This is a genomic window from Catellatospora sp. NPDC049111, assembly GCF_040648615.1.
In the GTDB taxonomy this organism is placed as follows: domain Bacteria; phylum Actinomycetota; class Actinomycetes; order Mycobacteriales; family Micromonosporaceae; genus Catellatospora; species Catellatospora aurea.
Genome location: NZ_JBEZEB010000003.1, coordinates 96,821 through 119,434, shown reverse-complemented (window position 1 = coordinate 119,434; position 22,614 = coordinate 96,821). Strand labels below are relative to the sequence as shown.

Genomic DNA, 22,614 nt, shown 5'->3' with positions numbered 1-22,614 from the left:
GGAGGAGGAGAGGCGCCTAAGCGCACTTTCGGGGAAATTGCGTTTAGGCGTTTCGAGATAACCGCAGTTTCCTTGAAAGTGCCGCCGGACCGCTGCGCGCCGGCCGCCGCTCGCGGTGGTGGTCAGGAGGTCAGGGGGAGGCAGGCTGCTGTGGTTTCCCGGACGCCGGGGGCGAAGGCCGCGCCGAACAGGGCGGTGTGCAGCAGGTACATGGAGAGCTGGTGGAGGGCGACGCGCTCGCTCCAGCCGTCGGCGGGCGGCCAGGCTTCGGCGTACGCGGCGTGGATCCGGTCCAGGAACGGTGCGCCGCCCCACAGCCGCAGGTAGGCGAGGTCGGTCTCGCGGTGGCCGCCGTGCGCCGCCGGGTCGACCACTCGGCATCGGCCGTCAGCGCCCCAGAGCAGGTTGCCGGTCCACAGGTCGCCGTGGATCCGGGCCGGCGGCTCGTCACCACCGACCCGGTCCAGCCCGGCCAGCACCTGTTCGACCCGGGCCGTGTCGGCGGGCTCCAGCGCCCCCCGGTCCACCGACAACCGCAGGTACGCGCCCAGCCGGCGCTCGCCGTACCACTCGTGCCACGGGCCGGGATGCGCGGTGTTGTCCATCGGCGCGGAACCGTGGAACCCGGGCCACGGCGCGCCGAACGCCCCCGCCCCGGCCCGGTGCAGCGCGGCCAGCGCCCGGCCGAACTCCTCGGCGGCCGCGGCCGACGGCTGACCGTGCTCGATCCACGCCATGCCGAGCAGGTCGGGGGTGTCGACCAGCACCTCGGGCACCGCGACCGTGCCGGTCTCGGCCAGCCAGCGCAGGCCGTTCGCCTCGGCGGCGAAGAAGCCCTCCGGTGCCCGTCCGGCCGCCTCGGGCCACGACTTGGTGAAGATGGATTCGCCGTCGTCGAAGGTCAGCCTGCTGGTGTGGCAGATCGAGCCGCCGTCGACGGGCGTCTCCCGGATCCGCTGGTGGTGCAGGAACGTCGGCAGCAGGTGCGGATGCGCGCGCAGGTAGGCCAGGTCCACGGTCCCATTCTGAGCCGTCGCCCGGCCGAGGCCTCCCGGGCGTGCCCAGGCGTGTCCCGACTGCTGGAACAAGCACGATTTCCCGGATTCCGCGCTCACCCGGGTCGGCGCTGCGACTCCGGCAGCCGGACGAACGTCTACGGCACGGGCCAGGAACCGATGCTGCCGGGCGGCACGGCCTGGTCGAGCGCCTCGCTGAGCAGATGCGCGAGCGTGTACGCCGGGTCGGCCAGCAGCGCCCGCCGCACCGCGGCACCGGCCAGCACACCGTTGCCGGACCGCCAGGCGCACCAGGCGAGCAGGCTGGCGACCGGGGCCAGCAGGGCGGGCTCGCCGCGCCGGGTGAGGTCCAGCCACAGGTCCAGCTGCCAGGGCTCGGTGTCGGTCCGCTGCCAGGCGTGGTCGCGGCAGCGCAGGTCCAGCAGGAGCACGGTGAGCCAGGCGGCCTCGTCGTCGTCGAGCCGCCCACCGGCCGCGGCCACGCGGAGCGCCTCCTCGACCGCGCCCACCCCGGCCCGTACCAGCCGCCCATCGGCGGCACCCTCGCCGGGCCCGCCGCTGCTGCCCTCACCGCCGTCGCTCGCGGGCTCGCTTCCAACTTCACCGTCGCTGCCGCTCCCGGCCCTTGTTCCGGCTTCCTCGTCGCCGAGCAGGGCGGCGAGTCGCTGCTCAGCGCGGTCCACGGCCTGCGCCATGGCGATGGCGGCCAGCCCGCCGATGGGCCGGACCAGCCGTTCCACCGCGGCCCGGTCGGGCTGGGCGACCAGACCCTCGTACGTCGCGATCGCCGCGGCGGCGGTCGTGCTCGGGTCGAACGGCGCGCCCCCGGGCGGAGTGCACTCGTCGCACTGCAGGCAGTGGTAGCGCTCGCCGGCGTGCAGCAGCACCTCGCGCACGTGGTAGCCCCGGGCGTCGAGGGCGTTCGCGACGCTGCGGGTCACGTCCGCGGCCGTCGGATCGGGACCGTAGCCGACGAGCACCACCGACGTGATCGCCGCGCTCCCCCGGCCTGCGGCGGTCAGCAGTCGGCTGAGCCGCCGCACCGTCTCCGGGCGGGGCCGCCCGAGGTCGGCGCGAGCGGCGACACCGATGCGCCGGTCCGCCAGTCCCAGCACGACGACACTGTCGGCCGGATGGAAGCCGAGCAGGTAGGGCACGTATCCGAGCAGGTCCGCACGCTCGGTGAAGGTGTACGTCGGGGTGTCGGTCGTCATGTGCGGGAGCCTTCCCGCGGCGGCGCGACGGAGACAGCGATGATCGCTAGCCTGTGGATGACACGCCGGTTCGTCCACAGGGCGAGGGGAGCGCGGATGATCTCGTACGCGGCGCTGGTGCTGGCCGGGGGCGCTGCCCGGCGGATGGGCGGCGTCGCGAAGCCGCTGCTGCCCGTCGGCGGGGTGCCCATGCTGCGCCGGGTCCTCGGAGCGGTGGCCGAGGCTCGGGCGCTGGTCGTCGTCGGGCCACCCGAACTGGCCGCCGAGCTGCCCTCCGCAGCCGTGCTGACCCGCGAGGACCCGCCCGGCGGCGGCCCGGTCGCGGCCATCGCCGCCGGTGCCGCGGTGCTGCCCGCGGACGCCGAGCGGGTGCTCGTCGCCGCCGCCGACCTGCCCTTTCTGACCCGGGACGCGGTGGCGGCGCTGCTCGCCGTGGACGCGGACGTGGTGATGTTCACCGACGAGGACGGCCGGCGGCAGCACCTGTGTGCCGCGTGGCGGCTCGGCGCGCTGCGTGCCGGGATTCCCGCGAACCCGCACGGCACCCCGATGCGCGCGTTGCTCGCCGACGTCGACGTGGTCGAGCTGCCGTGGGCGGGGGAAGGGCCTCCGCCGTGGTATGACTGCGACACCCCCGACGAACTGCGGGCCGCGAACGACAGGCGGACGCCCCGCCACGTGCATACCGAGGAGGCGCTGTGAGCGAGCGGCCGAAGGGCGTCGACCTGCATGACTTCACCGATGCGGCCTGTGCCGAGCTGGGCCTGCCCCGTGCGGACGTGGACGTGACGATGGTGCTGGACCTGGCTCGGGAGGTGGCGCACCACGCGGTCCGGCCGGGCGCGCCGGTCAGCGCGTACCTGCTGGGGCTGGCGGTCGGTCGCGGCGGCGACCCGCGGGAGCTGGCCGCCCGTCTGACCGGCCTGGCCCACCGCCTCGGTGCATCCGACCAGGACTGAGAGACGCACAGCACAAGGGCGCGGTGGGTCGCAAGGCCGACTACGCGAATCTCCCTCCGGTCGGTAGTGTCTCGGTGACAGAGAACCCAGGTTTGTCCGCCGGCGTGCCGGGACAATCCAGGTTCGACGAGGAGGCGCACCGATGTCGGAACTGTCGATTCCCGGCCTGGCGGAGGCCGGGCTGCTCGACGAACCCACCACCGCGGACCTGCATGCGAAGGTCGCCGAGGCGTGGCGGGAGTTCGCCCGAGCCCTGGCCGGAGCCCTGCCGACGCTGCCGGTCGGCAGTGAGCTGGAGCTCGCACTGGACCCGACCGCGTCCGGCACCGGTTCCGCCGTGTACGGCGTGAACGTGGCCTGCCTGGAGGGCGGCTCCCTGCAGGCGCGTGCGGTCAGCAACGCGAACCTGCCGGAGGGGTTCCGCCTGGAGCGGCCCGCGATCGCGGCGATGGTCGCGCTGGGCTGGTCGCCGCCCGGGGTGCTGGCCGGTTCGGGGGACAACTTCGGCATGGCCGGCGCGGCCGACGGGCTGGCCAACGTCATCACCCGCACGCTGCGCGACGTGTACGGCGCACCGCACCCCGCGTTCCTGGTGTACGAGGCGCACGACGGCGAGGAGGAGCCGGTCTCCATCGAGCCGCTGGGCACCGCGCGGCACGAGTCGACGGTGGACGCCTTCCTGCCCTCGATCGACTCGCTCGACGCCAGCGGGCTGGAGCTGGCCGACCGGGTGCGCATCGTGGTCTCCGCGATGCTCAAGTCCGACCCGGACGAGCTGCAGGTGGACGGCGACGGCGACATCGGCATCCGGGCCGGTTCGGCCATGGTGTTCGTGCGCGTCCGGGAGAACCCGCCGCTGATCGACGTGTTCTCGCCGGTGCTGACCGACATCGAGCCGAGCGAGAAGCTGTTCGTGAAACTGTCCGACCTGACCAACCGCATGCCGATCGGCCGCCTCTACTGCACCGCCGGCACGGTCTGGGCCTCGATCCCGGTGTTCGGCCGCGACTTCCAGGCCAGCCACCTGGCCCTGGCGATCCAGGTGATGACCGGGCTCGCCGACGAGCTGGACGACCGCCTGCACGGCGAGTTCGGCGGCAAGCGCTTCTTCGGCGAGGGCGACAAGCCCGCGGGCAACGTGCCCGAGGCCCGCATCGGCCAGTACCTCTGACGGATCCGCACCTCTGACAGACCTGGCGGTCCGACGCGAACCCCGCTCGCACCGGACCGCCAGGAGTATCCGCGGCCCAGGTCAGAGGCCGATCCGGCTGAGCTGAGGGCCACCGGTCAGTGAGGTCGCGACGGCCACGGTGTCGGTGACCGTCCACAGCGTGTCGCCGACGACCAGGCTGCGCCGCGGGTAGCCGCCCGGGTTCACCTCGCCGATCTTCTGCAGCGCGCCCGCATCGACCCGGAACAGCAGTGCTCCGGCCTGCTGCCCCCGGTCGTACGCGGTGTACGGGATCACCAGCAGGCCGGTCGCCGGCCAGTACAGGAACGCGTGCGGGTCGTGCTCGGCCTCGCTCCAGCCGCTCGGGATCTTCTCCTGGTCGAGCCGCTTCGGATCGGTGCCGCCGACGTCGAACAGCGACACCTGCAGCCCGCTCACCCGGCCCTGGTCGGAGGCGTCCTGACCCACGCCGACCAGCCGCCCGTCCGCGACCGGGTGCAGGTAGCTGCTGTAGCCGGGGATCTTCAGCTCACCGGTGAGCACCGGCCGGGCGGGGTCGCGCAGGTCTATGGCGTACAGCGGGTCGGTCTGCCGGAAGGTGACCACGTATGCGGTCGGGCCGAGGAAGCGCACCGCGTAGATCCGCTCTCCCTTGCCCAGCCCGCCCAGCTTGCCGAGCGACCGCAGCTGCCCGCCGTCGCGGCGCAGCGTGTACACCGTGGACTCGCTGCGCTGCTCACGGTTCCATGGCTGGCCGGAGGTGGTGGCCACCCGCAGCACGCCGTCGTGCTCGCTGAGCGAGTACTGGTTGAGCAGCCAGCCGGGCACGCTGCCGGAGGCGGCGAAGGACGGGCGCGGCCCCGAGACGTCGAACAGGTACAGCTCCGTGCGGTTCTTCGCCTTCTCGCCCCGCCAGCCGTCGTCGTGGGCTAGGTACAGGTGGGGGCCCGTGCCGTACACCGTGCGCGCGTCGGCGAGCACCGCCGCCGGCAGGCCGTCGCCCAGCGTGGCCCGGTTCAGGTCGAAGCTGAGCACCGTCACCAGCGAGGTTCCGCTGAACTCGGCGGGCGTGCTGACCTGGCCGCAGTCGATCCGCCCGCCGGCACCGTCGGCGGTGTACGCGGGCAGCCACCGGTCCAGCGGCGCGGCGTCGATGACCTTCCGGTTCGCGGCGATGCGGTCCGCGTCGGTGCCCTTCTCCAGCCAGGTGAAGTCGATCATCGGGGAGGAGGTGACCACGACGCGGGCGGTGCCGTCTGCCAGCCGGGCGTCGGTCAGCTCGGCACCGATCTCGTACTGGCCGGTCACCCGGGGTTCGCCGGACAGGTCGACCAGCCGGAGCCGGGTCGAGGACGGTCCGCCGTATCCGCGCAGGTTGCTGTCGGCGATGCCGCCGAACATGGTCATCCCGTACTGGCCGGTGAGCACCAGCGCCCGGTCGCCCTGCAGGAAGAGCTGATGCGTGCCGCTGCCGAGGTGCAGTGATCCGGCCGGCCGCCGGGTCGCCGCGTCGATGACCCGCAGGGTCTCGCCGAGCACGGTGACGATGCGCCGCCCGTCGGTCTTGACGATGTCGGGCTCGTCGACGCCCGCCTCGTGGGTGTTGGTGCCGGAGTAGGACTTGGCCGTGTCGGCCGCACCCCCGGTCGCCCGCGCGCCCTCGGCGGCCGAGGCGAGCGGCACACCCCACCGGCTGCCGGGCAGGCCCCAGGGCGTCACGGCGCGTTTGGCCGCTTCGCGCACCGATGTCAGCAGCGCTTCGCAGGAGTCGTACGACACCAGGCGGAACTCCGGCGCCGGCCCCGGCGCGGGCGGCCGGTCCTCGGTCACGCCACCGCCCGCCGTGCACCCGGCCAGGGATAACGCGGTGAGCAGGCAGAGCACGCTTCGTCTCATGCCCGTCTTCGACGCGCGGACGGCGCTCCCGGCTCCCTCCGGCGTCGAAGCCGTCGTCAGTCGACCAGGCGGGACAGCACGATCATGCTCCGGGTGCTGGTGATGAAGGGCTCCGCGCGCAGCCGCTCCAGCGCCTGCTCCAGGTGGGCGATGTCGGCCGCGCGCAGGTGCACCAGCGCGTCGGCCTCACCCGAGACGGTGTACGCCCCGACCACCTCGGGGTGGCGGCGGGTGGCCTGCGTGATCTGCGCGGGCGTGGTGCGCCCGGTGCAGAACAGCTCGACGAAGGCCTCCGTGCCGCCACCCACCGCCGCCGGATCCACGACGGCGGTGAAACCCTTGATCACCCCACCGGAGCGCAGCCGGTCCACGCGCCGCTTGACGGCTGGCGCTGACAGCGACACCACCATGCCGATCTCGGCGTAGGTGGTGCGCGCGTCGCTCAGGAGCGCGGCGATGATTCGCTGGTCAACGTCGTCCAACTGCACTACCCGAGGGTAGCGAGGTCGCTGATCAGCACGTTCGACAGGATGGGGCCGTCCTTCTCGACCTTGCGCAGGTACCACTTCTGCTGCGGCGAACGCTGCTGGTTGAACTGCCAGTTCCCGCGCGGGCTGATCACCTGGCCGACGTTCGACAGCAGCGTGTTGACCTTCTGCGCGCTGGGCGTGGCGTCACCGCCCAGCGTCAGCGCCTGGTCGAGCACCGCGGCGGCGTCGTACGCGGCGACCGCGAACGCCGTGGGGGAGCGCTGGAACTTGGACTGGAACAACGACGAGAACGTGTGGTTGGCCAGGTTGTTGAGGTCGGCCGAGTAGTGCATCGCGGTGAACAGCCCGCGCGCGCCGTCACCGAGGTCGTCGAGCGCGCTGCCCTCGGCGACCGCACCCGGGGCGTAGATCTCGACGTCGCGGCCCGGCTTGAGCCCCGCGTCCGACAGTGCTGCCATGAACTTGACGATGTGCGCGCTCGGCAGATTGCAGAAGATCGCCCGCGGGCTCTTGGCGGCGATCTGGCCGGCGTATGAGGCGTACTCCGCGGTGGTCGGCTTGATGCCGGACTTCACGACGATGGGTTCCTGCGCGCCGCCGCCGTAGACGCCGGTGAAGCCGAGCATCAGCTCGGTGCCCGCCGTGCCGGGGGTGGTGATGAGGCTGACCTTGCCGCTGCCGTTGCCGTAACGCCGGCGCAGGTAGTGCGCGATGGCGAGAGCCGGTTCGTCGGACAGGAACGAGGTGCGCCAGATGTATGGCGCGCTGGGCATCTCGGCCGGGGAGGCGTGCGCTGCCAGCAGCGGCACCTTCGCCTCCTCGACCCGGTCGCGCACGAACGGCAGCAGGTCGGGGTTGGCCACGCCGACGACGGCCAGCACCTGGGCCTTGTAGAGGTTCTCCAGGGCCGCGGCGCCGGACTTGGTGGTCTCGCCCTCGTCCTCCACCTCGATGCGCACCGGGCGGCCGCCGAGCTTGCCGTCGTGCAGGTCGACGTAGAGCTTGAAGCCCAGTTCGAGGTCGGCGCCGACCTCTTTGTTCGCTCCGGTGGCGGGGACGAGCAGACCGATGCTGACACCGCTGCGCTCGCTGGGCGTGCCGGCGGTCGAGCAGCCCGCGAGGCCGCCGGTCATGCCCGCAACGCCGACGCCGGTCAGCAGTCCGAGCAGCCTGCGACGGTCAAGGCCGTCCAATGTGTCCTCCAGAGTGACTTCGGCCGGACGCGCGTACCGAAGGGCACGGCCGTGGGGGGTGTCGCCAAACTGTGGGCGCGCGGTCTTATGACCCACTGTGGCGTTCTACCGTGTCCCGGCACTCCCGTCAATGATCAACATCGGCCTGCGTCTCGGGATCTAGGATGGGTGGGTTCGACGCTGAGGAGGTCGTGGTGAGCCAGCAGCATCCCGAAGAGAAGAGTGTCGTGGTCGTCGGTCCGGACGGTCGGCCCATCGGCACGGTCGAGGTCAACCCTGACGGTGCCACCGGGCGGGAGGAGGACCCGAGCCACCTCATCGAGCAGCCGGCCAAGGTCATGCGCATCGGCAGCATGATCAAACAGCTGCTGGAGGAGGTGCGGGCGGCACCCCTCGACGAGGCCGGCCGACAGCGCCTGGTGGAGATCCACCGCCGCTCGATAGTCGAGCTGGAGGACGGGCTCTCCCCCGAGCTGCGCGACGAGCTGGAGCGGATCTCCGTCGACTTCACCGAGGGCGCCACCCCGTCGGAGTCCGAGCTGCGGATCGCGCAGGCGCAACTGGTCGGCTGGCTGGAGGGCCTGTTCCACGGCATCCAGGCGGCGCTGGTGGCCCAGCAGATGGCCGCCCGCATGCAGCTCGAGCAGATGCGCAACGTGCCCGCCCTGCCCCCCGGCACCCACATCGAACCCGGCAAGACCACCTCACCAGGCCAGTACCTCTGACCCCACCGCACCCACCGCTCGCCCGCGGCGAGCGGTGGGTCAGGGTTCGCGTTTGAGGAGTTCGTCGAGGTAGACGGCTACGCCGTCGCGGTCGTTGGAGAGGGTGACCTCGTCGGCCAGGGCGAGGATCTCGGGGTGCGCGTTGGCGACGGCCACCCGGTGCCCGGCCCACTCGAACATCGGGATGTCGTTGGGCATGTCCCCGAAGACCAGCACGTCGGCCGGGTCGATGCCCAGCTCCGCGGCGACCACGGCGAGCCCGGTCGCCTTGTCGACGCCGGGCGGGGTGACCTCCACCCAGCCCAGCCCGGAGTGCGTGAACGCGGCCACCTCGGGCGCGACCAAGCCCCGCGCCGTACGCAGCAGCGTGTCGGAGTCCGTGTCGTCGGTCTTCACGAACGCCTTGATCACGTCGTAGCAGAGCGATTCCTCGCGCGGGCGGAACTTCAGGTCATCCGGATACGGCCAGTCGTCCACGTCGTCGCCCCACAGCGGGGCGCGCTGCGTGTCCAGGACCTCGACCAGCAGCTTCACCCGCCCGAGGCGGTTCTCCAGCGCCTCGACCAGGCCGGCCACGACCGGGCCGGGCAGCCGCGCGTCGCGCAGTACCCGCAGCGCGGACGGATCGCGCAGATCCAGCACCCGCCCGCCGCCGCCCAGCACCAGCAGGTCGGCGTGCGGCAGATCGATCCGGCTCAGCTCCTCCAGCCGGGGGCCGCGGCCGGTGGCGCCCACGATGGGCACCCCGGCCGCGCGCACCCGCTCGAAGACCGCGTGGGTGAAGCCGCTGACGGTCTCGTCCGACCGGACGACGGTGCCGTCCAGGTCGGTGGCGACGAGCTTGGGCAGCCCGCGCGGACGCAGCCCGTCGCTGCGCAGCTCGGACCGGCCGACCGCGTCACGTTCCGGCACCTCGACGTGCCCCGTCCCCCCGTGGTCGGGCACGCCGCTCAGGACCCTGCCTTGGCGGGCTCCAGCACGTCACGGCCGCCCACGAACGGCTGCAGCGCCTTGGGCACCCGCACCGAGCCGTCCGGCTGCTGGTGCTGCTCCAGGAGCGCCACGAGCATGCGCGTGGTGGCCAGGGTGCCGTTGAGCGTCGCCGCGGTCTGGGTCTTGCCGTCGGCGTCGCGGAAACGGGTGTTCAGCCGCCGGGCCTGGAACGTGGTGCAGTTCGAGGTCGAGGTGACCTCCATGTACCGGTTCTGGGTGGGCAGCCACGCCTCGCAGTCGAACTTGCGCGCCGCCGACGAGCCGAGGTCGCCCGCGGCCACGTCGATCACCCGGTAGGCCAGCTCCAGCTTGCCGAGCATCTCCTCCTCCCACGCCAGCAGGCGCAGGTGCTCCTCGGCCGCGTCGGCCGGGTCGCAGTACGAGAACATCTCGACCTTGTCGAACTGGTGCACCCGGATGATGCCGCGGGTGTCCTTGCCGTACGAGCCGGCCTCCCGGCGGAAGCAGCTCGACCAGCCGGCGTAGCGCAGCGGCCCGTCGCCCAGGCTCAGGATCTCGTCCTTGTGGTACGCCGCCAGCGGCACCTCGCTCGTGCCGACCAGGTACAGGTCGTCGGCGGGCAGGTGGTAGACCTCGGCGGCGTGCGAGCCGAGGAAACCGGTGCCCTCCATCGACTCCGGCTTGACCAGCACCGGCGGGATCATCGGGGTGAACCCGGCCTCCACCGACTGCCACAGGCCCATCTGCAGCAGCCCGAGCTGCAGCAGCGCGCCCACGCCGGTCATGTAGTAGAAGCGGGCGCCCGACACCTTCGCACCGCGCTCGGTGTCGATCGCGCCGAGCAGCTCACCGATGGCGAGGTGGTCGCGCGGGTTGTCGAACACGGGGCGCTCGCCGACCTCGCGCAGCACGACGTAGTCGTCCTCGCCGCCGCCGGGCGCGCCGTCCTGCACCACGTTCGCGATCGCGAACTGGGCGGCCCGCAGCGCCTGCTCGGCCTCGTTGACCGCGGCCTCGGCCGCCTTCACCTCGGCGGCGAGGTCCTTGGTCCGGGCCAGCAGCGCGGTCTTCTCGTCGCCGGTCGCCTTCGGCATCAGCTTGCCGAGCTGCTTCTGCTCACCGCGCAGCGCCTCGAAGGACGCCACCGCGGACCGCCGCGACTCGTCGGCGCGCAGCAGGTCGTCGACGGCGTCGACGGAGTCGCCGCGCAGGCGCTGGCTGGCTCGTACGGCTTCGGGGTCCTCGCGGAGCAGACGCAGATCAATCACGTCGAAAAGCGTACCGGCACCCGCGCGGAGCTTCGCGTCAGTATTGCCGTATGAACGGCGCGGCGGTGGTGACCGTCAAATCGATGTCGCCCGACTCGTAGTCGTCGGGCTCGTCGCCGTCGTCGGCTGCGGCGTGCCGGCCGCGGAACGGCTCGGGCTCGCGCCGGTGCGCCGACAGCATGGCCAGCCCCAGCAGGGCCACCGCCGCGAGCGCCGCCCACATGCCGCGGCCGGGGCTGGAACTGAAGCGGGACAGCAGTTCGGTGTTCATGAACCCGCCGAACACGCGCGGCAGCTCGCTGGTCGTGCTGAGCACGCTCGCCGCTGCCGCCAGCACCACGACCAGTGCCGCCGAGGTGCCGAGTGCGGCCAGCCGCGCCGTCGCGCGTGCCGCGACCGGCCCGAACAGTGCCACCGCGGTGGCCGCCGCCAGCAGCGTCAGCCCGGACAGGTACGGCGTGCCGCCGGTCGTCGACCAGACCGAGCTGGTCACCTGCGGGATGCTGGCGAAGTACTCGTCGCCGGAGCGGGTGGTGTCGATGATCTGCCACTCCCCCATCAGCGACGCGATCGCCGCGGCGCCGCCCAGCACGACGAGCCCTGTCGTCAGCCGGGAGTCCGTCGTGATCGCACGCCAGCCGGGGCGGCGGCGCTCCGGGGCGGCCGACTCGGGGCCGAACTCCACCACATCGAGGTCTTCGGACATGGGCGCATCATCCCATGTACGGCTGAAAAAACAGGCCCCTCCACGGGGGAGGGGCCTGCCGTCACCGGTCCTGCGCCGGGGTCACTGGCCGAGCAGTCCGCCCAGCAGTCCGCCCTGCTGCTGCTGGCCACCGCCGCTGCCGCCGGCGATGCCCGCCGGGGGCTCCTCGGACGGCTGCACCACGACGAAGCCCTGGCCCTGGAAGCTCATGGTGAAGGCCTCACCGGTGCTGCGGCCCAGCAGGGTGCCGATGCCCAGCTGCTCGGCGCGGTGGTAGCCGGTCTGCAGGTTGGCCGACCAGCAGATCGCCGCCTGGGGGTCGGCGTAGGTGGGCGCGTCCACGGTCAGCACGACCGGGGTGCCCTTGGTGGTGATCGCGATTCGGCCCTGGCCCGTGAACACGCAGTTGAACAGGCCTGCAGCGGAGAACATGCCCATGCCCTGGACCATCTTGATGTCGTAGTTCAGCGTCGACTCGAAGGCCAGCACGTTGGTGCCGTTGACGCTGAGGGCGTCACCGGGACCCAGGTCGATCAGGTGCACGTCGGCGGCCCGGTCGGCCAGGAACACGTCACCGCGGCCGGTCAGCTTCATCAGCGGCACGCCCTCGCCGGTGATCTTGCTCTTGAGCCACTTGGCCGCGCCTCCGGAGCCGAGCGCCTGGAACTGCACCTGGCCCTGGTAGGCAACCATCGCGCCGGTGCGCGCCATGACCTCGCCGTTCAGCTCGATCTTCAGCATCTTCGAGTTCTGCAGCGTCAGACCGGGAGTCGTGGACTCCTTCTCCAGGTTCTCGGCAGCGAAGAGTGCGCTCTGCATGTCGTCATCCTCCATACAAACGGGGGCGGAGAAACGCACCGAGCGTAGTTGACCTGCACAAGTATGAAAGTCGGCTTCGTGACTGAACTGCTGGCGCCCGCCTCCGCGGGCGCGGGCTTTCGTCCCGAAAGCCGATGGTTGCCGCGCGTCGCTACATCGCTTCGCGATGCCACGCTCCTTTACGGCGCCCATCGGCGGACGAAAGCCGACAGTTCGGTAGACCCTCTACCCCCAGCCCAGTTCGTGCAGGCGGTCGTCGTCGATGCCGAAGTGGTGGGCGATCTCGTGCACCACGGTGACCGCGACCTCCTCGACGACGTCGTCGTCGGTGTCGCAGATGCGCAGGATCGGGTGCCGGTAGATGGTGATCCGGTCGGGCAGCACCCCGGCGTAGTCCCAGCCGCGGGCGGTGAGCGCGTGGCCCTCGTACAGGCCGAGCAGCTCCGGGCCGCCCGGCGGCGATTCGTCCTCGACCAGGATGACGACGTTGCGCATCAGGTTGAGCAGCTCCTGCGGGACCTCGTCGAGGGCGTCGGCGACCAGCTCCTCGAAGCGTTCCCGGCTCATCTCGACGGCCATGGCTCAGGACAGCTCGCCCCGGCGCAGCCGGCCCAGCCAGGCGGCAGCGTCGGTGTAGTCCGGGTCGGACAGTCCCGGCGGCGGCGGCACCGGCCGCTCCGGCGCCGCGCCGGGCAGGCCCGCCCGGGGGTACGAGCCGAGGAAACGCACCCCGGCGCAGATGCGGCGCAGGCCCTGCAGCGCCTCGCCGACCCGCGCCTCGGCGACGTGGCCGGTGCAGTCGAGGAAGAAGACGTATCGGCCGAGGCGCTCGCCGGTGGGCCGGGACTCGATCCGGGTCAGGTTCACGCCGCGTACGGCCAGTTCGGTCAGCACCGCGAGCAGGGCCCCGACCCGGTCGTGGGAGATCCAGACGGCCAGGGAGGTGAGGTCGTTGCCGGTCGGCTCCGGCGGCGTGCCGGGCCGCGACAGCAGCACGAACCGGGTCGCGGCGTCCGGGTGATCGGCGATCTTGTCAGCGAGCTGGAGCAGGCCGAAGCGCTGGATGGCGATCGGGGCGCAGATCGCGGCGTCGAAGTCGCCCGCGGCGACCCCGGCCGCGGCGGCCCCGTTGGACAGCACGTCGATCACGGTCGCGTCCGGCGCGTACGCCCGCAGCCAGCCGCGGCACTGCGTGGACGCCTGCGGGTGCGCCGCGATCGACCGCACCCCGGCCAGCGTGGTGCCGGAGCGGACGGCCAGCACGAACTCCACCGGGATGACCACCTCGCGGGTGATCACCAGCGGGTCGCCGTCGACCAGCTCGTCCAGGGTCACGCCGACGGCGCCGCCGATCGAGTTCTCCCACGGGACCAGTGCCGCGTCGGCATCGCCGGCCCGCACGGCCTCCAGCGCCTCGGGCACGCTGCGGGCGGGCGTCCGGATGCCTCTCCCGGCGGCCGGAATGGTGAGCAGCGCCTGCTCGGTGAAGGTGCTCTCCGGACCGAGATAGACGAAACGAGTGGGCGGCACTCCAGGCATGAGATCAGCCTACTGAGTCGTTGGTGGCCGCATCCGCGGCCACGGCATTCGGCCTCGGAAGCCTCCCTTACCCGCCGGTCGCTCGTCCGCTGCGCGGACTTCCGCTCCTGGCGGGTGCGGTCGGCGGCCGAATGCGCTGGCGGTCGCGGCCATCGGTGCGGTCGGCGGCCGAAGTCAGCAGCCGGCGGTGATGCGGATGCCGGGTGGGGCGAAGTTGCGCACCTCGACGGTGCAGATGTCGGTGCCCGCGGTGACCAGGTCGAGCGAGGTGGGCGCGCCCTTCGTGACGACCTGCAGGGGTTCGCGACCGGCCACGGTGAGCACGGTGTACTGCCAGGTTCCGGCGCAGACCGGGGGCCTGGTCACGGTGACCGTGCCCGAGCCGGGCAGGATCGACGACTTGCGGCGCACCGCGGCGATGATCTGGTCGCCGCTGGGCCGGCCCTGGCAGTCGGTGACGGTCAGCTCGGGGAAGGGGCCGGGGCTGCTGGGCGGGGCCGACGGCGGCAGGCTGAAACTGGGCGGCAGCGTCACCGCGCTGGGTGACACGGACGGCTGCGGCACGGTGCCGCCGGGCTTGGGCTGCAGTTCGGGCGGAACTCCGCAACCGCTGAGCAGAGCCGCGCCGACCAGGCACGCGGTGGCGAGCGGGAGGGCCGGGTTGGACGGACGGGTTGGACGCAGGGGCATGGGCAACGAGATTAGCGCGTGGTCGCCCTACCCGCGGTCATACCGCCGCGAAGAAGCTGAGTGAGCCGACGACCTGCCCGCTCTGCCACAGCGGGGTCGCGACGGCGTCGAGGGTGCGGCTGGGGGTGTCCTGGGGCCCGCGCACCCGCAGCAGTCCGCGTGCGGGTCGCTTGGAGGTGAGCGCGAGCAGTGGGGGGATCTGCTCGCGCTCTGCTTCACCCAGCTCGTTGCCGGCGGCGGTGAAGTCGATCAGGCACAGCACCTCGCGCACGTCCCGCCCGGCCAGCTCGGTGTGGTGCTCCACGGAGAGCAGCCGGACCCAGGACGAGGAGGCGGCGACGATCAAGCCCGCGGCGTCGATGACCAAACACGACTCCTCGGCCGAGGAAACCGGGACCGACCAGCTGTGCAGCGGGTCGACGGCGATCGGCTCCAACGGGGAGAGGGAGAGCTCGATGTGGGTCATCGCTGCTCACGTTACCCGCGTGCAGTGCCCTTGTCACCGGGGGTCGCGCCTTCCGGATGCCACGTGTAACCGCTGCCCGCGGCGTATGGCTGGTTGACCCAGATCGCGGGGTTGCGGGCCACCTGGGACAGCTTCTCGGCCGTGGTTCCGGTGATCCGCCGGCCGGTGGAGTCGAGCACCTTGTCGAGCTCGCGGTACGACGTGACGATGCATTCCTTGGGCAGGCCGTTGACGCTGATCGGCCCGCTGCCGACGAACGCGAGCACGGCGAACACCTTGATGTCCTGCCCGATCGCCGCGGAGATGGCCTTGGCGGCGCGTTTGGCGTCGCGCCGGGCCTGCGAGATGTACGGCGGCCGGCGTCCGCTGATCTGCACCACGTCGCCGGCGATGAGCACCCGGCTGCGGCCGTGCTGGGCGATCGAGACGCTGAAGATGCCACCCGGGCCGATGGCGAGGAAGCCGGCGTTGGAGGGCTGCTGCGGCTTGGCCGTGCCGGCCTGCGCGGCCTGGCTGGTCAGCAATGCGTGCGGCCACTCGATGACGTGCCAGTCGCGACCGAGGCGGTGCACCGCGCGATCCTCGGCGGCCGACATGCGCCGGACTGCTCGGTCGGCGCGGCGGCGACGGGCCCAGTCCATGGGGGAACCGGGGGGCGGGGCGGTGTCTGGTCCTGACGGCACCGGCAGGCTGGGGGAGCGTCCGAAGGTCGGGCGCAGGAAGGGCGCACGATCGGGGTAGACGGTCATGGGGTGCCTCCGGGTGGAACGACACGCATTGAGTTAGGTGTCCCTTACCGTACGTGTTCGCTCATCGATGTGTCAGGGGGCAAATCGGGCACTCAGCAAGAATGAATGGATGAATGTCCGGTTCAGCTTCATTCCCTGGGGCTCACGCGGCAGGTCTGTCGCCGCGCACCGCCGAGATTCTCACGTGCCGGGCCGCCGTGCGGTGAGCGTGCCTGAGACACGGCTGCGCCCGTGTTGCCGGAGCAGCACGGGCGCAGCGGAGAACGCGTGAAAAGGCAGGTCAGCGCAGGGTCAGCTGGCGCCCGAGCAGGCCCTGCCGGGCCCGGCGCTGGTCGGGGGTGAGCGGCTCGTCGACCGCCTTCGCCGCGGCGTACCGCGCCGAGACCGCGGCCAGCGACTCCTCCCACGCACCGGCCTCGGGGGCCGACGGCAGGTCCCACACCGGGACGAGCAGGCCGTGCGCCCGGAACATGCCGGCGAACTTGGTCTCGTCGGTGAGCTTCAGCTCGCCCGCCGCGCTCAGCCGGGCCAGCGCGTTGAGCGCCACATCCTCGCTGTCGGGCAGCACCCAGCGCACGTGGGCCTTCTCCGGGACCCGGCACCAGTACGCGGCCGGCGCCGCGGCCATCCGCACGGTGGGGTAGACCGAGGCGTTGGCGGCGTCCAGCGACGCCGACACCTCGGCGTCGCGCTCCTGGTCCGCGTCGAGCCAGAAGTCGAAGCCCTCGTGCACCGTGATGTCCAGCGGCGCGTCGACCAGCAGGTCGCCCAGGCGCGGACCCTCGCCCGGCAGCGGGGGCACGTTCACCGGCGCGCCGGGCTCGCCCTCGAGCGCGCACAGCAGTGCCACGGCCAGGTCGCGGTTCACGTCGCCGGAGCGCTCGTGCCGCTGCAGCCCGAGCAGGATGCGCCCGTCCGTCTTGGTCAGCGCGGGCCAGGCCATCGGGAGGATGGTCGCCAGCGTGATCTGGCGGTCGCCGTACTTCTCGGCGTACTCCGGGGCCAGGGTGAGCGGCGCGGTCGCCGCGGGCACCAGCTCGCGCAGCGCCACCAGCTCGGTCTCGGCGGCCAGCCCGGCGAACGGGCGGGCCACGAAGACGTCGCGCACCTTCGGCTGCTTCTGCTCCTTCGCCTGCTGCTTCTTGTCCAGGCGATTCTTCTTGCTCACGGCTGCTCCTCAGCTCCGCTCGGCGCAGCCTGCCCGAGGCTTCTTTCGCCTCTCGGACAGCTGGCGTGGGATCACCGGGTCAGCTTAGTTCCGCCCAGACGCTCTGCCCGAGACCGTCCCGCTCGACACCCCACCGGACCGCGAGCGCATCGACGATGGTGAGGCCACGGCCGTCCGGGTCCTCGGCGCCCGCGGTGCGCGGGCGGGGCAGCCCTTGGGCGCCGCCGTCGGTCACGCGCACCTCGATGACCTGCTTCGACTCGACGATCCGCAACCGCCAGGCCAGCCGGACGACCCCGCCCGGCAGCGGCTCCGCGTGGCGTACGGCGTTGCCGACCAGCTCGGCGGCGACTGAGACCACGTCGGCGAGCAGGTTCGGGGTGACCGCGTCGGCGAGAGCCGCGGCGAGGCGGTGTCGTGCCTGCTGCGCGCCGCGGGCGTGGTGGGGGACCACCACGCACCAGGCTCGCTCAGCGACAGCCATCGACACGATCATGCCTCCCCGGATGCATTCGCATCCCTCTTGACGTCACCTCGCGGCAGCCGTACCTCTGCGACCGTACCTCCCCCATCCCGGGGACGTAAGGACACCCATCCGTTTTGTCGTTCAATAGTCTTTCGGACGAGATAAAGACCCAGACCGGCACCACCGTACCGCCGTCCGTCGCCGCTGTCCGCCTGCCAGAACCGCTCGAACACTTGATGAGCCTGCCCGGGGGCGATCCCTATCCCCCGATCGAGTATCTGGAAGTAGACCGTGCGCCGGTCGTTGCCGGCGGACAGCACCACGGTCTCCTCCCGGGCCGAGTACTTGTCGGCGTTGGTGGCCAGCTCGGTGAGCACGTTCGGGATGGTGGCGCGGTCCCCGTAGGCCAGCGGTAGGCGCTCCGGCAACTCCAGGCGGAACCGGCGGCGCAGATCGGCGGGCAGGTTCGTGGCGGCGTGGCGAAGCGCTTCGACGAGATCGAAGGGGCCTGGCGACAGTGTGCCGACCGCCGTGTCGGTGCTCGCGGCCAGCAGGCGGTCGACCAGCCGGGCCAGCTCGTCGCTGCGTTGGCCGATCACCCGGGCCGCCTCCCGGCGCGCCTTGTCGTCGAGCTGGCTCCAGTGGTCGCGCAGCGTGTCCGCGTACCCCTTGATGACGGTGACCGGGGTCCGCAGCTCGTGGCTGGTGACAGCGATGAACAGCTCGCGGTCGGCAAGGTCGTCGCCGGCGCTCTGCACGGGCAGCCCGGCCCGCTCGCTGTAGAGGCGGCCGACGGTCGCCCCGAGCAGCGCCATCACCGCGAGCTGGTCGGCGTCGGCCGGCCGGTCGTCGGGCATGAACGCACCCAGCAGGGCGGGCGGGCGGCCGACGAGGTCGATCCGGTGCAGCAGGATCCAGCGGCTGCCCAGCGACGACATCTGGTCCGAGGCCTCGTCGTCGACCGCGCCCAGCTCCACCCGGTAGGTCGTCGGCCCGGGGCGCAGGACGGCGGTGACCACCTCAGGCTGGACCGGCCGGCCCAGCGCCCAGTCGGCGGTGCCAGTCGCGGCGATCACCCGGCCGGCCCCGCCGGTGAGGTGCAGTTCCGAGAGCGCCATGCCGGGCACGCCCAGCGCGTACTGGCCGAGGTGCAGCAGGCGGTCGAGGGCGGGCAGGCCGCCGCGGCCGGTGACCGGGTCGTTGAAGAGCGCGGCGATACCCAACGTCAGCTCGCGGTACGCCACCTCCACATGCAGGATCCTGCCTGCCGGAACAGCGACGCGCCAGGGCTCGTGACCGATCAGTGATGATTCAACGACCGAGGTGTGCCAGCACCTCGGCCGGGCGGTCCGTGATGATGCCGTCGACACCGAGCTTGAGCAGCAGGTCCACGTCGTCGGTGGCGTTGACGGTCCACACGTACACCTGCTGGCCGCCGGCCTTGAGCCGCCGCACCAGATCCGGCCGGCGGCGCACCAGCTCCAGGCCGGGGCCCGCGATGCGGGTGCCGAACGGCAGCCGCCTGATGCGCAGGCCCGGTGGCAGCAGGTCCATCAGCTGCACCGTGGGCAGCGACGGCAGCAGCTCGCGCGAGCGGCGCACCGCCAGCGGCGAGAACGACATCACCGTCACCCGCACCGGCGCGGACGCCGACGTGCTGGTCAGGCCGTGGCGGTTCAGCACCGCCCGCAACCGGTACTCCACGGCCTTGCCGTACCGGTTGGGGTGCTTGGTCTCGATCAGCATTCGCACCGGCCGCCCGGCCTGGCGCGCCGTGTCGAGCAGCTCCTCCAGCGTCAGCACCCCGGCCGACTGCCCGCTGGGGTGCCACGAGCCGAAGTCGAGGGCTCGCAACTGGGCCAGCGTGTACGCGGCCACCGGCCCCCGCCCGTCGCTGACCCGGTCCAGGCGCCGGTCGTGCACGCACACGAGATGCCCGTCGCGGGTCAGCCGCACGTCGCATTCGATGCCGTCGGCGCCCTCGCGCAGCGCGCGCGCGTACGCGCCCAGCGTGTGCTCGGGCAGAGCGGCCGACGAGCCACGATGCGCGAAGACCAGCGGGGTCGGGTCGGGGGTGGGGCTCATACGCTCGCTCACGACTAGATGATCTGCGGCGCCCGGCCCTCGTCGGCGACGACCGGGCGGCCGGCGGCGGCCCAGCCCATCATGCCGCCGTCGACGTTGGTGACGTTGTCCCAGCCCTGCTGGCGCAGATACGACACGACCTGGCCGGAACGGCCGCCCACCCGGCAGAGCACGTAGACCTCGCGGTCCTGCGGAACCTCGGCCATGCGGGCCGGGATCTGCATCATGGGCAGGTGGACAGCCGCGGGGGCGTGGCCGGCGGCCCACTCGTCGTCCTCGCGGACGTCGAGCAGGAAAGCGTCGGCGGGCACCTCGGCGACGGTGGCGGTGGGGATCTGCGCAGCGAACACGCCTGCAAGTGTAAGGGTCTTGCACCGCTTGGGAGCCCGTCGGAGGGGCCGCTCGGTGTCCAGCCGGAGCGCAGCGGAGGTTGGACACCGATTAAGGCCGCGGAGCGGGCTCCGCATATTGACGTTCAGATCGCGTTGATCCATTCCGGGTGCTGCTGCACCCAGGTGGCCAGATCGGCGTCGCGCATGGCCCGGAACAGGTCCTCGGCCCCGTCCTGCAGCAGCACGTACGACACCCCGCCGATGCTCTGCGGGTAGGAGGGCACCCGGATGCCGGTGAGCGAGTCCGGGCGGATGTTGCGGAGCGCGACGAGCAGGTCGGTCAGCGTCGCCTCGCCGGTGTCGAGGGTGAGCGACTGCCCGATGCCGCGGATGAACTGGTCGAGCTTGAGCGGGTTGCGGGTCACCCCGCTGTCCAGCGCCTTGCTCAGGATCGCCTTCACCAGCTGCTGCTGGTGGCGCTGCCGGTCGAAGTCGCCGTTCGGCAGGCCGTACCGCTGCCGGGAGTAGTCCAGCGCCTCGGCGCCGTTCATCTCGCGGCAGCCGACTGTGAACAGGCGCTTGGTGTGGATCGAGCGCACCTCGGTGTCCACGCACATGTTCACCCCGCCGAGGCTGTCGATGACCTGGGTGAAGCCGCCGAAGTCGACCACCGCCGCACCGTCGAAGCGCATCCCGGTGAGCGCGGTCAGGGTGGCCGACAGCAGCTGTACGCCGCCGCTGCCACCCCCGCCGGCCTCGAACGCCGCGTTGATACGCTGCCGCGCCCCGCCGAACGAGGTGCCGCCCATCTCGGGGATCTCCACCCGCAGATCGCGCGGGATCGAGATGACGTACGCGTGGTTCAGGTCGCGGTCCACCTGGACGACCAGGATGGTGTCCGAGCGCTGCCCCGCCCCCGGGTTCGACTCTCGCAGGTCGGATCCGATGAGCAGGTAGTTGAGCGGGCCGCTGAGCCGCCGCCAGCCCACCTGCGAGTCGGCCATGTCCCGGGCGCGCGGGTCGAGCAGCACGTCACGGCTGACGCTCGACTCGTAGCGGTGCATCAGCGCCTGCCCGGCGACCAGGCCGCCACCGGCGAGCAGCACCAGTCCCACGAGGATCGCTGCCAGCACCTGCGGCCAGCGCCGGGCGCGGCGGCGTGGCGGCTCCGAGCGGCTCATCCGGGCGGCGCGATGGCTGTGCCGACGGGCGTTTCCGGTCCCACGCGGGATCTCCGGCCAGCCGAGACCGGAGCGGGGTGAGCCGTGCCCGGGTGGTGCCGCCGCCGGGGAGGGCCAGCCGAGGCCCGTGGCTCGGGCCCCATCCCTCCCGCCGTCGCCGGAATGCCACGCGGAGCTGGCCATGCCGCCTCCCCGGGAGTGAGAAATCCTCACTCTCAGCGTATGGACCGCTCACTCCGGGAGGCGTTGAATCTGAAATTACTTCTCGTTGTTGACGACTTCTGGATGGATAAGTGCAAAGTTGCCCAGCTTGTCGTTCTTGGCGGCGCGGAACATGTCCTTGGTCGTCTTGTCGAGGCCCTCGCCCTGGTACTGCCCACCGACGATGACGCTCTCGTAGGTGCCCGAGTTGGTCTTGAGCAGCACCAGGTCAGCTCCGGCCATGTCCTTCATCGTGAAGAGGAAGTCCGTCACACCCATGCCCTTGGGCAGGCTGAGCAGCATCGACTTGCCCACCGCGGCGATCAGTTGGTTGACCTTGCCGAAGTCGGCGAGCACGCCGGCCGAGCCGGCCTTCTTCGCCATCGCCTTGATCAGCTGCTGCTGGTGGCGCTGGCGGCCGTAGTCGCCGGAGCCGTCCGGCAGGTAACGCTGGCGCGCGTAGTCGAGGGCCTCCCAGCCCTCCATCTCCCGGCAGCCCTTCTTGTGCAGGTAGCGCGGGTTGCCGCTGCGCCGGGCGTAGCTGTCGGCCTCGTGCTCGTCGGCGATGCCGCCGATGTACTTGGCCTTGCCCTTGACGACGAAGTGGTGGATCGACTTGGTGTCGGCCTCCACGCACATGGGGATGGTGCCGAGGGCGTCGATGAAGGTCTTGAACCCGCCGAAGTCGATGACGGCCGCCGCCTGAAACGTCATGCCGGTCAGCTTGCCGATGGACTTGGCGGCCGACTTCAGCCCGCCTCGCCAGTCGCCGTCGCTGCCCAGGCCGTTCGTGAACGCGCCGTTGATGCGCTGCTGCGAGCCGGGGATGTTCACGTCCCGCGGCACCGACATCAGGTACGCCTGGTCGTGGTTCTTCGAGACGTGCAGGATCAGGATGGTGTCGGAGCGGGCGTTCGTCGCCTTCTGGCCGGTCCGGGTGTCGATGCCCAGCAGCAGGATGTTGAATGCTCCGGCGAACTCCTTGCCCGCCGGGGCGGCCGGCTCGGCCGAGGCCTCCGGATCGGCGAGCGTGTCGTTGTCGGTCACCTGGATGTTGCCCTCGATGTTGCCGACGACCGTCCTGACCCCCACGATCGCCGTCCCGGAGATCATCATCAGCAGCGCGCCGAAGGTGATCGCCAGTTTGGCGGCCAGTGAGGCGCCGCGTTTCTTCTTGCGTTTCTTCGTCTTCGTCGAAGCCGGTTCCGCGTCGTCACCCCGGCGGGGGCGCTGACGTGGCACTTGGCCCCGCCGTTCGTCTCTGTCCAGCGTCGATGTCGCCACGTGACTCCCCAGGTCCGGTGCGTTGCAGTGGTTTCGCCGTT

At 71.8% G+C, this 22,614-nt stretch carries 25 protein-coding genes; 4 read left to right on the top strand and 21 right to left on the bottom strand.

Features of this window, described 5'->3' with window-relative positions; all coding sequences use genetic code 11:
- Nucleotides 1–122: 122 nt before the first annotated feature.
- A complete protein-coding gene (locus AB0B66_RS05400; RefSeq protein ID WP_360523295.1) occupies nt 123–1,016 on the bottom strand; it encodes a fructosamine kinase family protein in 894 nt (297 codons plus the stop codon).
- A 137-nt stretch (nt 1,017–1,153) separates the two neighbouring features.
- Complete coding sequence (locus AB0B66_RS05395) at nt 1,154–2,230, bottom strand: DUF4192 domain-containing protein (RefSeq protein ID WP_360523292.1); 1,077 nt, start codon at nt 2,228–2,230, stop codon at nt 1,154–1,156.
- Between the two features lie 114 nt (nt 2,231–2,344).
- Between AB0B66_RS05395 and AB0B66_RS05390 the strand changes: the two genes are divergently transcribed.
- The 3 genes from AB0B66_RS05390 (at nt 2,345) to AB0B66_RS05380 (ending at nt 4,360) form a co-directional block, all read left to right on the top strand.
- Nucleotides 2,345–2,932, top strand: coding sequence for an NTP transferase domain-containing protein (locus AB0B66_RS05390; protein WP_360524131.1), 588 nt, complete (start codon nt 2,345–2,347; stop codon nt 2,930–2,932).
- A complete protein-coding gene (locus AB0B66_RS05385; protein WP_360523289.1) occupies nt 2,929–3,189 on the top strand; it encodes a DUF6457 domain-containing protein in 261 nt (86 codons plus the stop codon). Before AB0B66_RS05390 ends, AB0B66_RS05385 begins: the two co-directional genes overlap by 4 nt.
- Before the next feature lie 142 nt (nt 3,190–3,331).
- On the top strand, nt 3,332–4,360 hold the full coding sequence (locus AB0B66_RS05380) for a hypothetical protein (protein ID WP_360523286.1): 1,029 nt from the start codon (nt 3,332–3,334) through the stop codon (nt 4,358–4,360).
- Between the two features lie 81 nt (nt 4,361–4,441).
- Here the strand turns inward: AB0B66_RS05380 and AB0B66_RS05375 are convergent, their stop codons facing one another.
- The 3 genes from AB0B66_RS05375 to AB0B66_RS05365 are packed head-to-tail and all read right to left on the bottom strand — an operon-like array spanning nt 4,442 to nt 7,940.
- Complete coding sequence (locus AB0B66_RS05375; protein WP_360523283.1) at nt 4,442–6,256, bottom strand: beta-propeller domain-containing protein; 1,815 nt, start codon at nt 6,254–6,256, stop codon at nt 4,442–4,444.
- Between the two features lie 56 nt (nt 6,257–6,312).
- Entirely contained in the window at nt 6,313–6,744 is a 432-nt protein-coding gene (locus AB0B66_RS05370) for an Lrp/AsnC family transcriptional regulator (RefSeq protein ID WP_203699059.1), read from the bottom strand.
- Nucleotides 6,744–7,940 carry an ABC transporter substrate-binding protein gene (locus AB0B66_RS05365; RefSeq protein ID WP_360523280.1) on the bottom strand — a complete coding sequence of 399 codons (1,197 nt, stop codon included), beginning with the start codon at nt 7,938–7,940 and terminating at the stop codon, nt 6,744–6,746. Before AB0B66_RS05365 ends, AB0B66_RS05370 begins: the two co-directional genes overlap by 1 nt.
- Before the next feature lie 194 nt (nt 7,941–8,134).
- On the opposite strand from AB0B66_RS05365, the gene AB0B66_RS05360 reads away from it, so the two are divergent.
- Nucleotides 8,135–8,665 (top strand): bacterial proteasome activator family protein, encoded by a 531-nt coding sequence (locus tag AB0B66_RS05360; protein ID WP_360523277.1) that lies wholly within the window; start codon nt 8,135–8,137, stop codon nt 8,663–8,665.
- Between the two features lie 39 nt (nt 8,666–8,704).
- Here AB0B66_RS05360 and AB0B66_RS05355 read toward each other — a convergent pair whose 3' ends face one another.
- From AB0B66_RS05355 to AB0B66_RS05280, 16 genes are all read right to left on the bottom strand, one after another.
- Nucleotides 8,705–9,529, bottom strand: coding sequence for an HAD family hydrolase (locus tag AB0B66_RS05355; RefSeq protein ID WP_360524127.1), 825 nt, complete (start codon nt 9,527–9,529; stop codon nt 8,705–8,707).
- An 86-nt stretch (nt 9,530–9,615) separates the two neighbouring features.
- Entirely contained in the window at nt 9,616–10,887 is a 1,272-nt protein-coding gene (gene serS, locus AB0B66_RS05350) for a serine--tRNA ligase (protein ID WP_360523274.1), read from the bottom strand.
- Nucleotides 10,888–10,924: 37 nt separating this feature from the next.
- Entirely contained in the window at nt 10,925–11,593 is a 669-nt protein-coding gene (locus AB0B66_RS05345; protein WP_360523271.1) for a hypothetical protein, read from the bottom strand.
- Nucleotides 11,594–11,674: 81 nt separating this feature from the next.
- Entirely contained in the window at nt 11,675–12,412 is a 738-nt protein-coding gene (locus AB0B66_RS05340; RefSeq protein ID WP_360523268.1) for an AIM24 family protein, read from the bottom strand.
- Between the two features lie 225 nt (nt 12,413–12,637).
- Nucleotides 12,638–12,991 (bottom strand): metallopeptidase family protein, encoded by a 354-nt coding sequence (locus AB0B66_RS05335; RefSeq protein ID WP_360523265.1) that lies wholly within the window; start codon nt 12,989–12,991, stop codon nt 12,638–12,640.
- Between the two features lie 3 nt (nt 12,992–12,994).
- Nucleotides 12,995–13,951 (bottom strand): prephenate dehydratase, encoded by a 957-nt coding sequence (gene pheA / locus AB0B66_RS05330; protein WP_360523262.1) that lies wholly within the window; start codon nt 13,949–13,951, stop codon nt 12,995–12,997.
- A gap of 174 nt (nt 13,952–14,125) precedes the next feature.
- Nucleotides 14,126–14,641 carry a hypothetical protein gene (locus AB0B66_RS05325; RefSeq protein WP_360523260.1) on the bottom strand — a complete coding sequence of 172 codons (516 nt, stop codon included), beginning with the start codon at nt 14,639–14,641 and terminating at the stop codon, nt 14,126–14,128.
- A 37-nt stretch (nt 14,642–14,678) separates the two neighbouring features.
- On the bottom strand, nt 14,679–15,107 hold the full coding sequence (locus AB0B66_RS05320; protein ID WP_360523257.1) for a hypothetical protein: 429 nt from the start codon (nt 15,105–15,107) through the stop codon (nt 14,679–14,681).
- A gap of 11 nt (nt 15,108–15,118) precedes the next feature.
- Nucleotides 15,119–15,748, bottom strand: coding sequence for an NERD domain-containing protein (locus AB0B66_RS05315; protein ID WP_360523254.1), 630 nt, complete (start codon nt 15,746–15,748; stop codon nt 15,119–15,121).
- A gap of 388 nt (nt 15,749–16,136) precedes the next feature.
- A complete protein-coding gene (locus AB0B66_RS05310) occupies nt 16,137–17,024 on the bottom strand; it encodes a DUF5926 family protein (RefSeq protein WP_360523251.1) in 888 nt (295 codons plus the stop codon).
- A 79-nt stretch (nt 17,025–17,103) separates the two neighbouring features.
- Entirely contained in the window at nt 17,104–17,520 is a 417-nt protein-coding gene (locus tag AB0B66_RS05305) for an ATP-binding protein (RefSeq protein ID WP_360523248.1), read from the bottom strand.
- Entirely contained in the window at nt 17,517–18,740 is a 1,224-nt protein-coding gene (locus tag AB0B66_RS05300; protein ID WP_360523245.1) for a HAMP domain-containing sensor histidine kinase, read from the bottom strand. Before AB0B66_RS05300 ends, AB0B66_RS05305 begins: the two co-directional genes overlap by 4 nt.
- 61 nt (nt 18,741–18,801) lie before the next feature.
- Nucleotides 18,802–19,575 carry a glycerophosphodiester phosphodiesterase gene (locus tag AB0B66_RS05295; protein ID WP_360524124.1) on the bottom strand — a complete coding sequence of 258 codons (774 nt, stop codon included), beginning with the start codon at nt 19,573–19,575 and terminating at the stop codon, nt 18,802–18,804.
- Nucleotides 19,576–19,589: 14 nt separating this feature from the next.
- A complete protein-coding gene (locus AB0B66_RS05290; protein ID WP_360523242.1) occupies nt 19,590–19,925 on the bottom strand; it encodes a rhodanese-like domain-containing protein in 336 nt (111 codons plus the stop codon).
- A 125-nt stretch (nt 19,926–20,050) separates the two neighbouring features.
- On the bottom strand, nt 20,051–21,013 hold the full coding sequence (locus AB0B66_RS05285) for an LCP family protein (protein WP_360524121.1): 963 nt from the start codon (nt 21,011–21,013) through the stop codon (nt 20,051–20,053).
- A gap of 333 nt (nt 21,014–21,346) precedes the next feature.
- Nucleotides 21,347–22,531, bottom strand: coding sequence for an LCP family protein (locus AB0B66_RS05280; protein ID WP_360523239.1), 1,185 nt, complete (start codon nt 22,529–22,531; stop codon nt 21,347–21,349).
- Nucleotides 22,532–22,614: the final 83 nt, after the last annotated feature.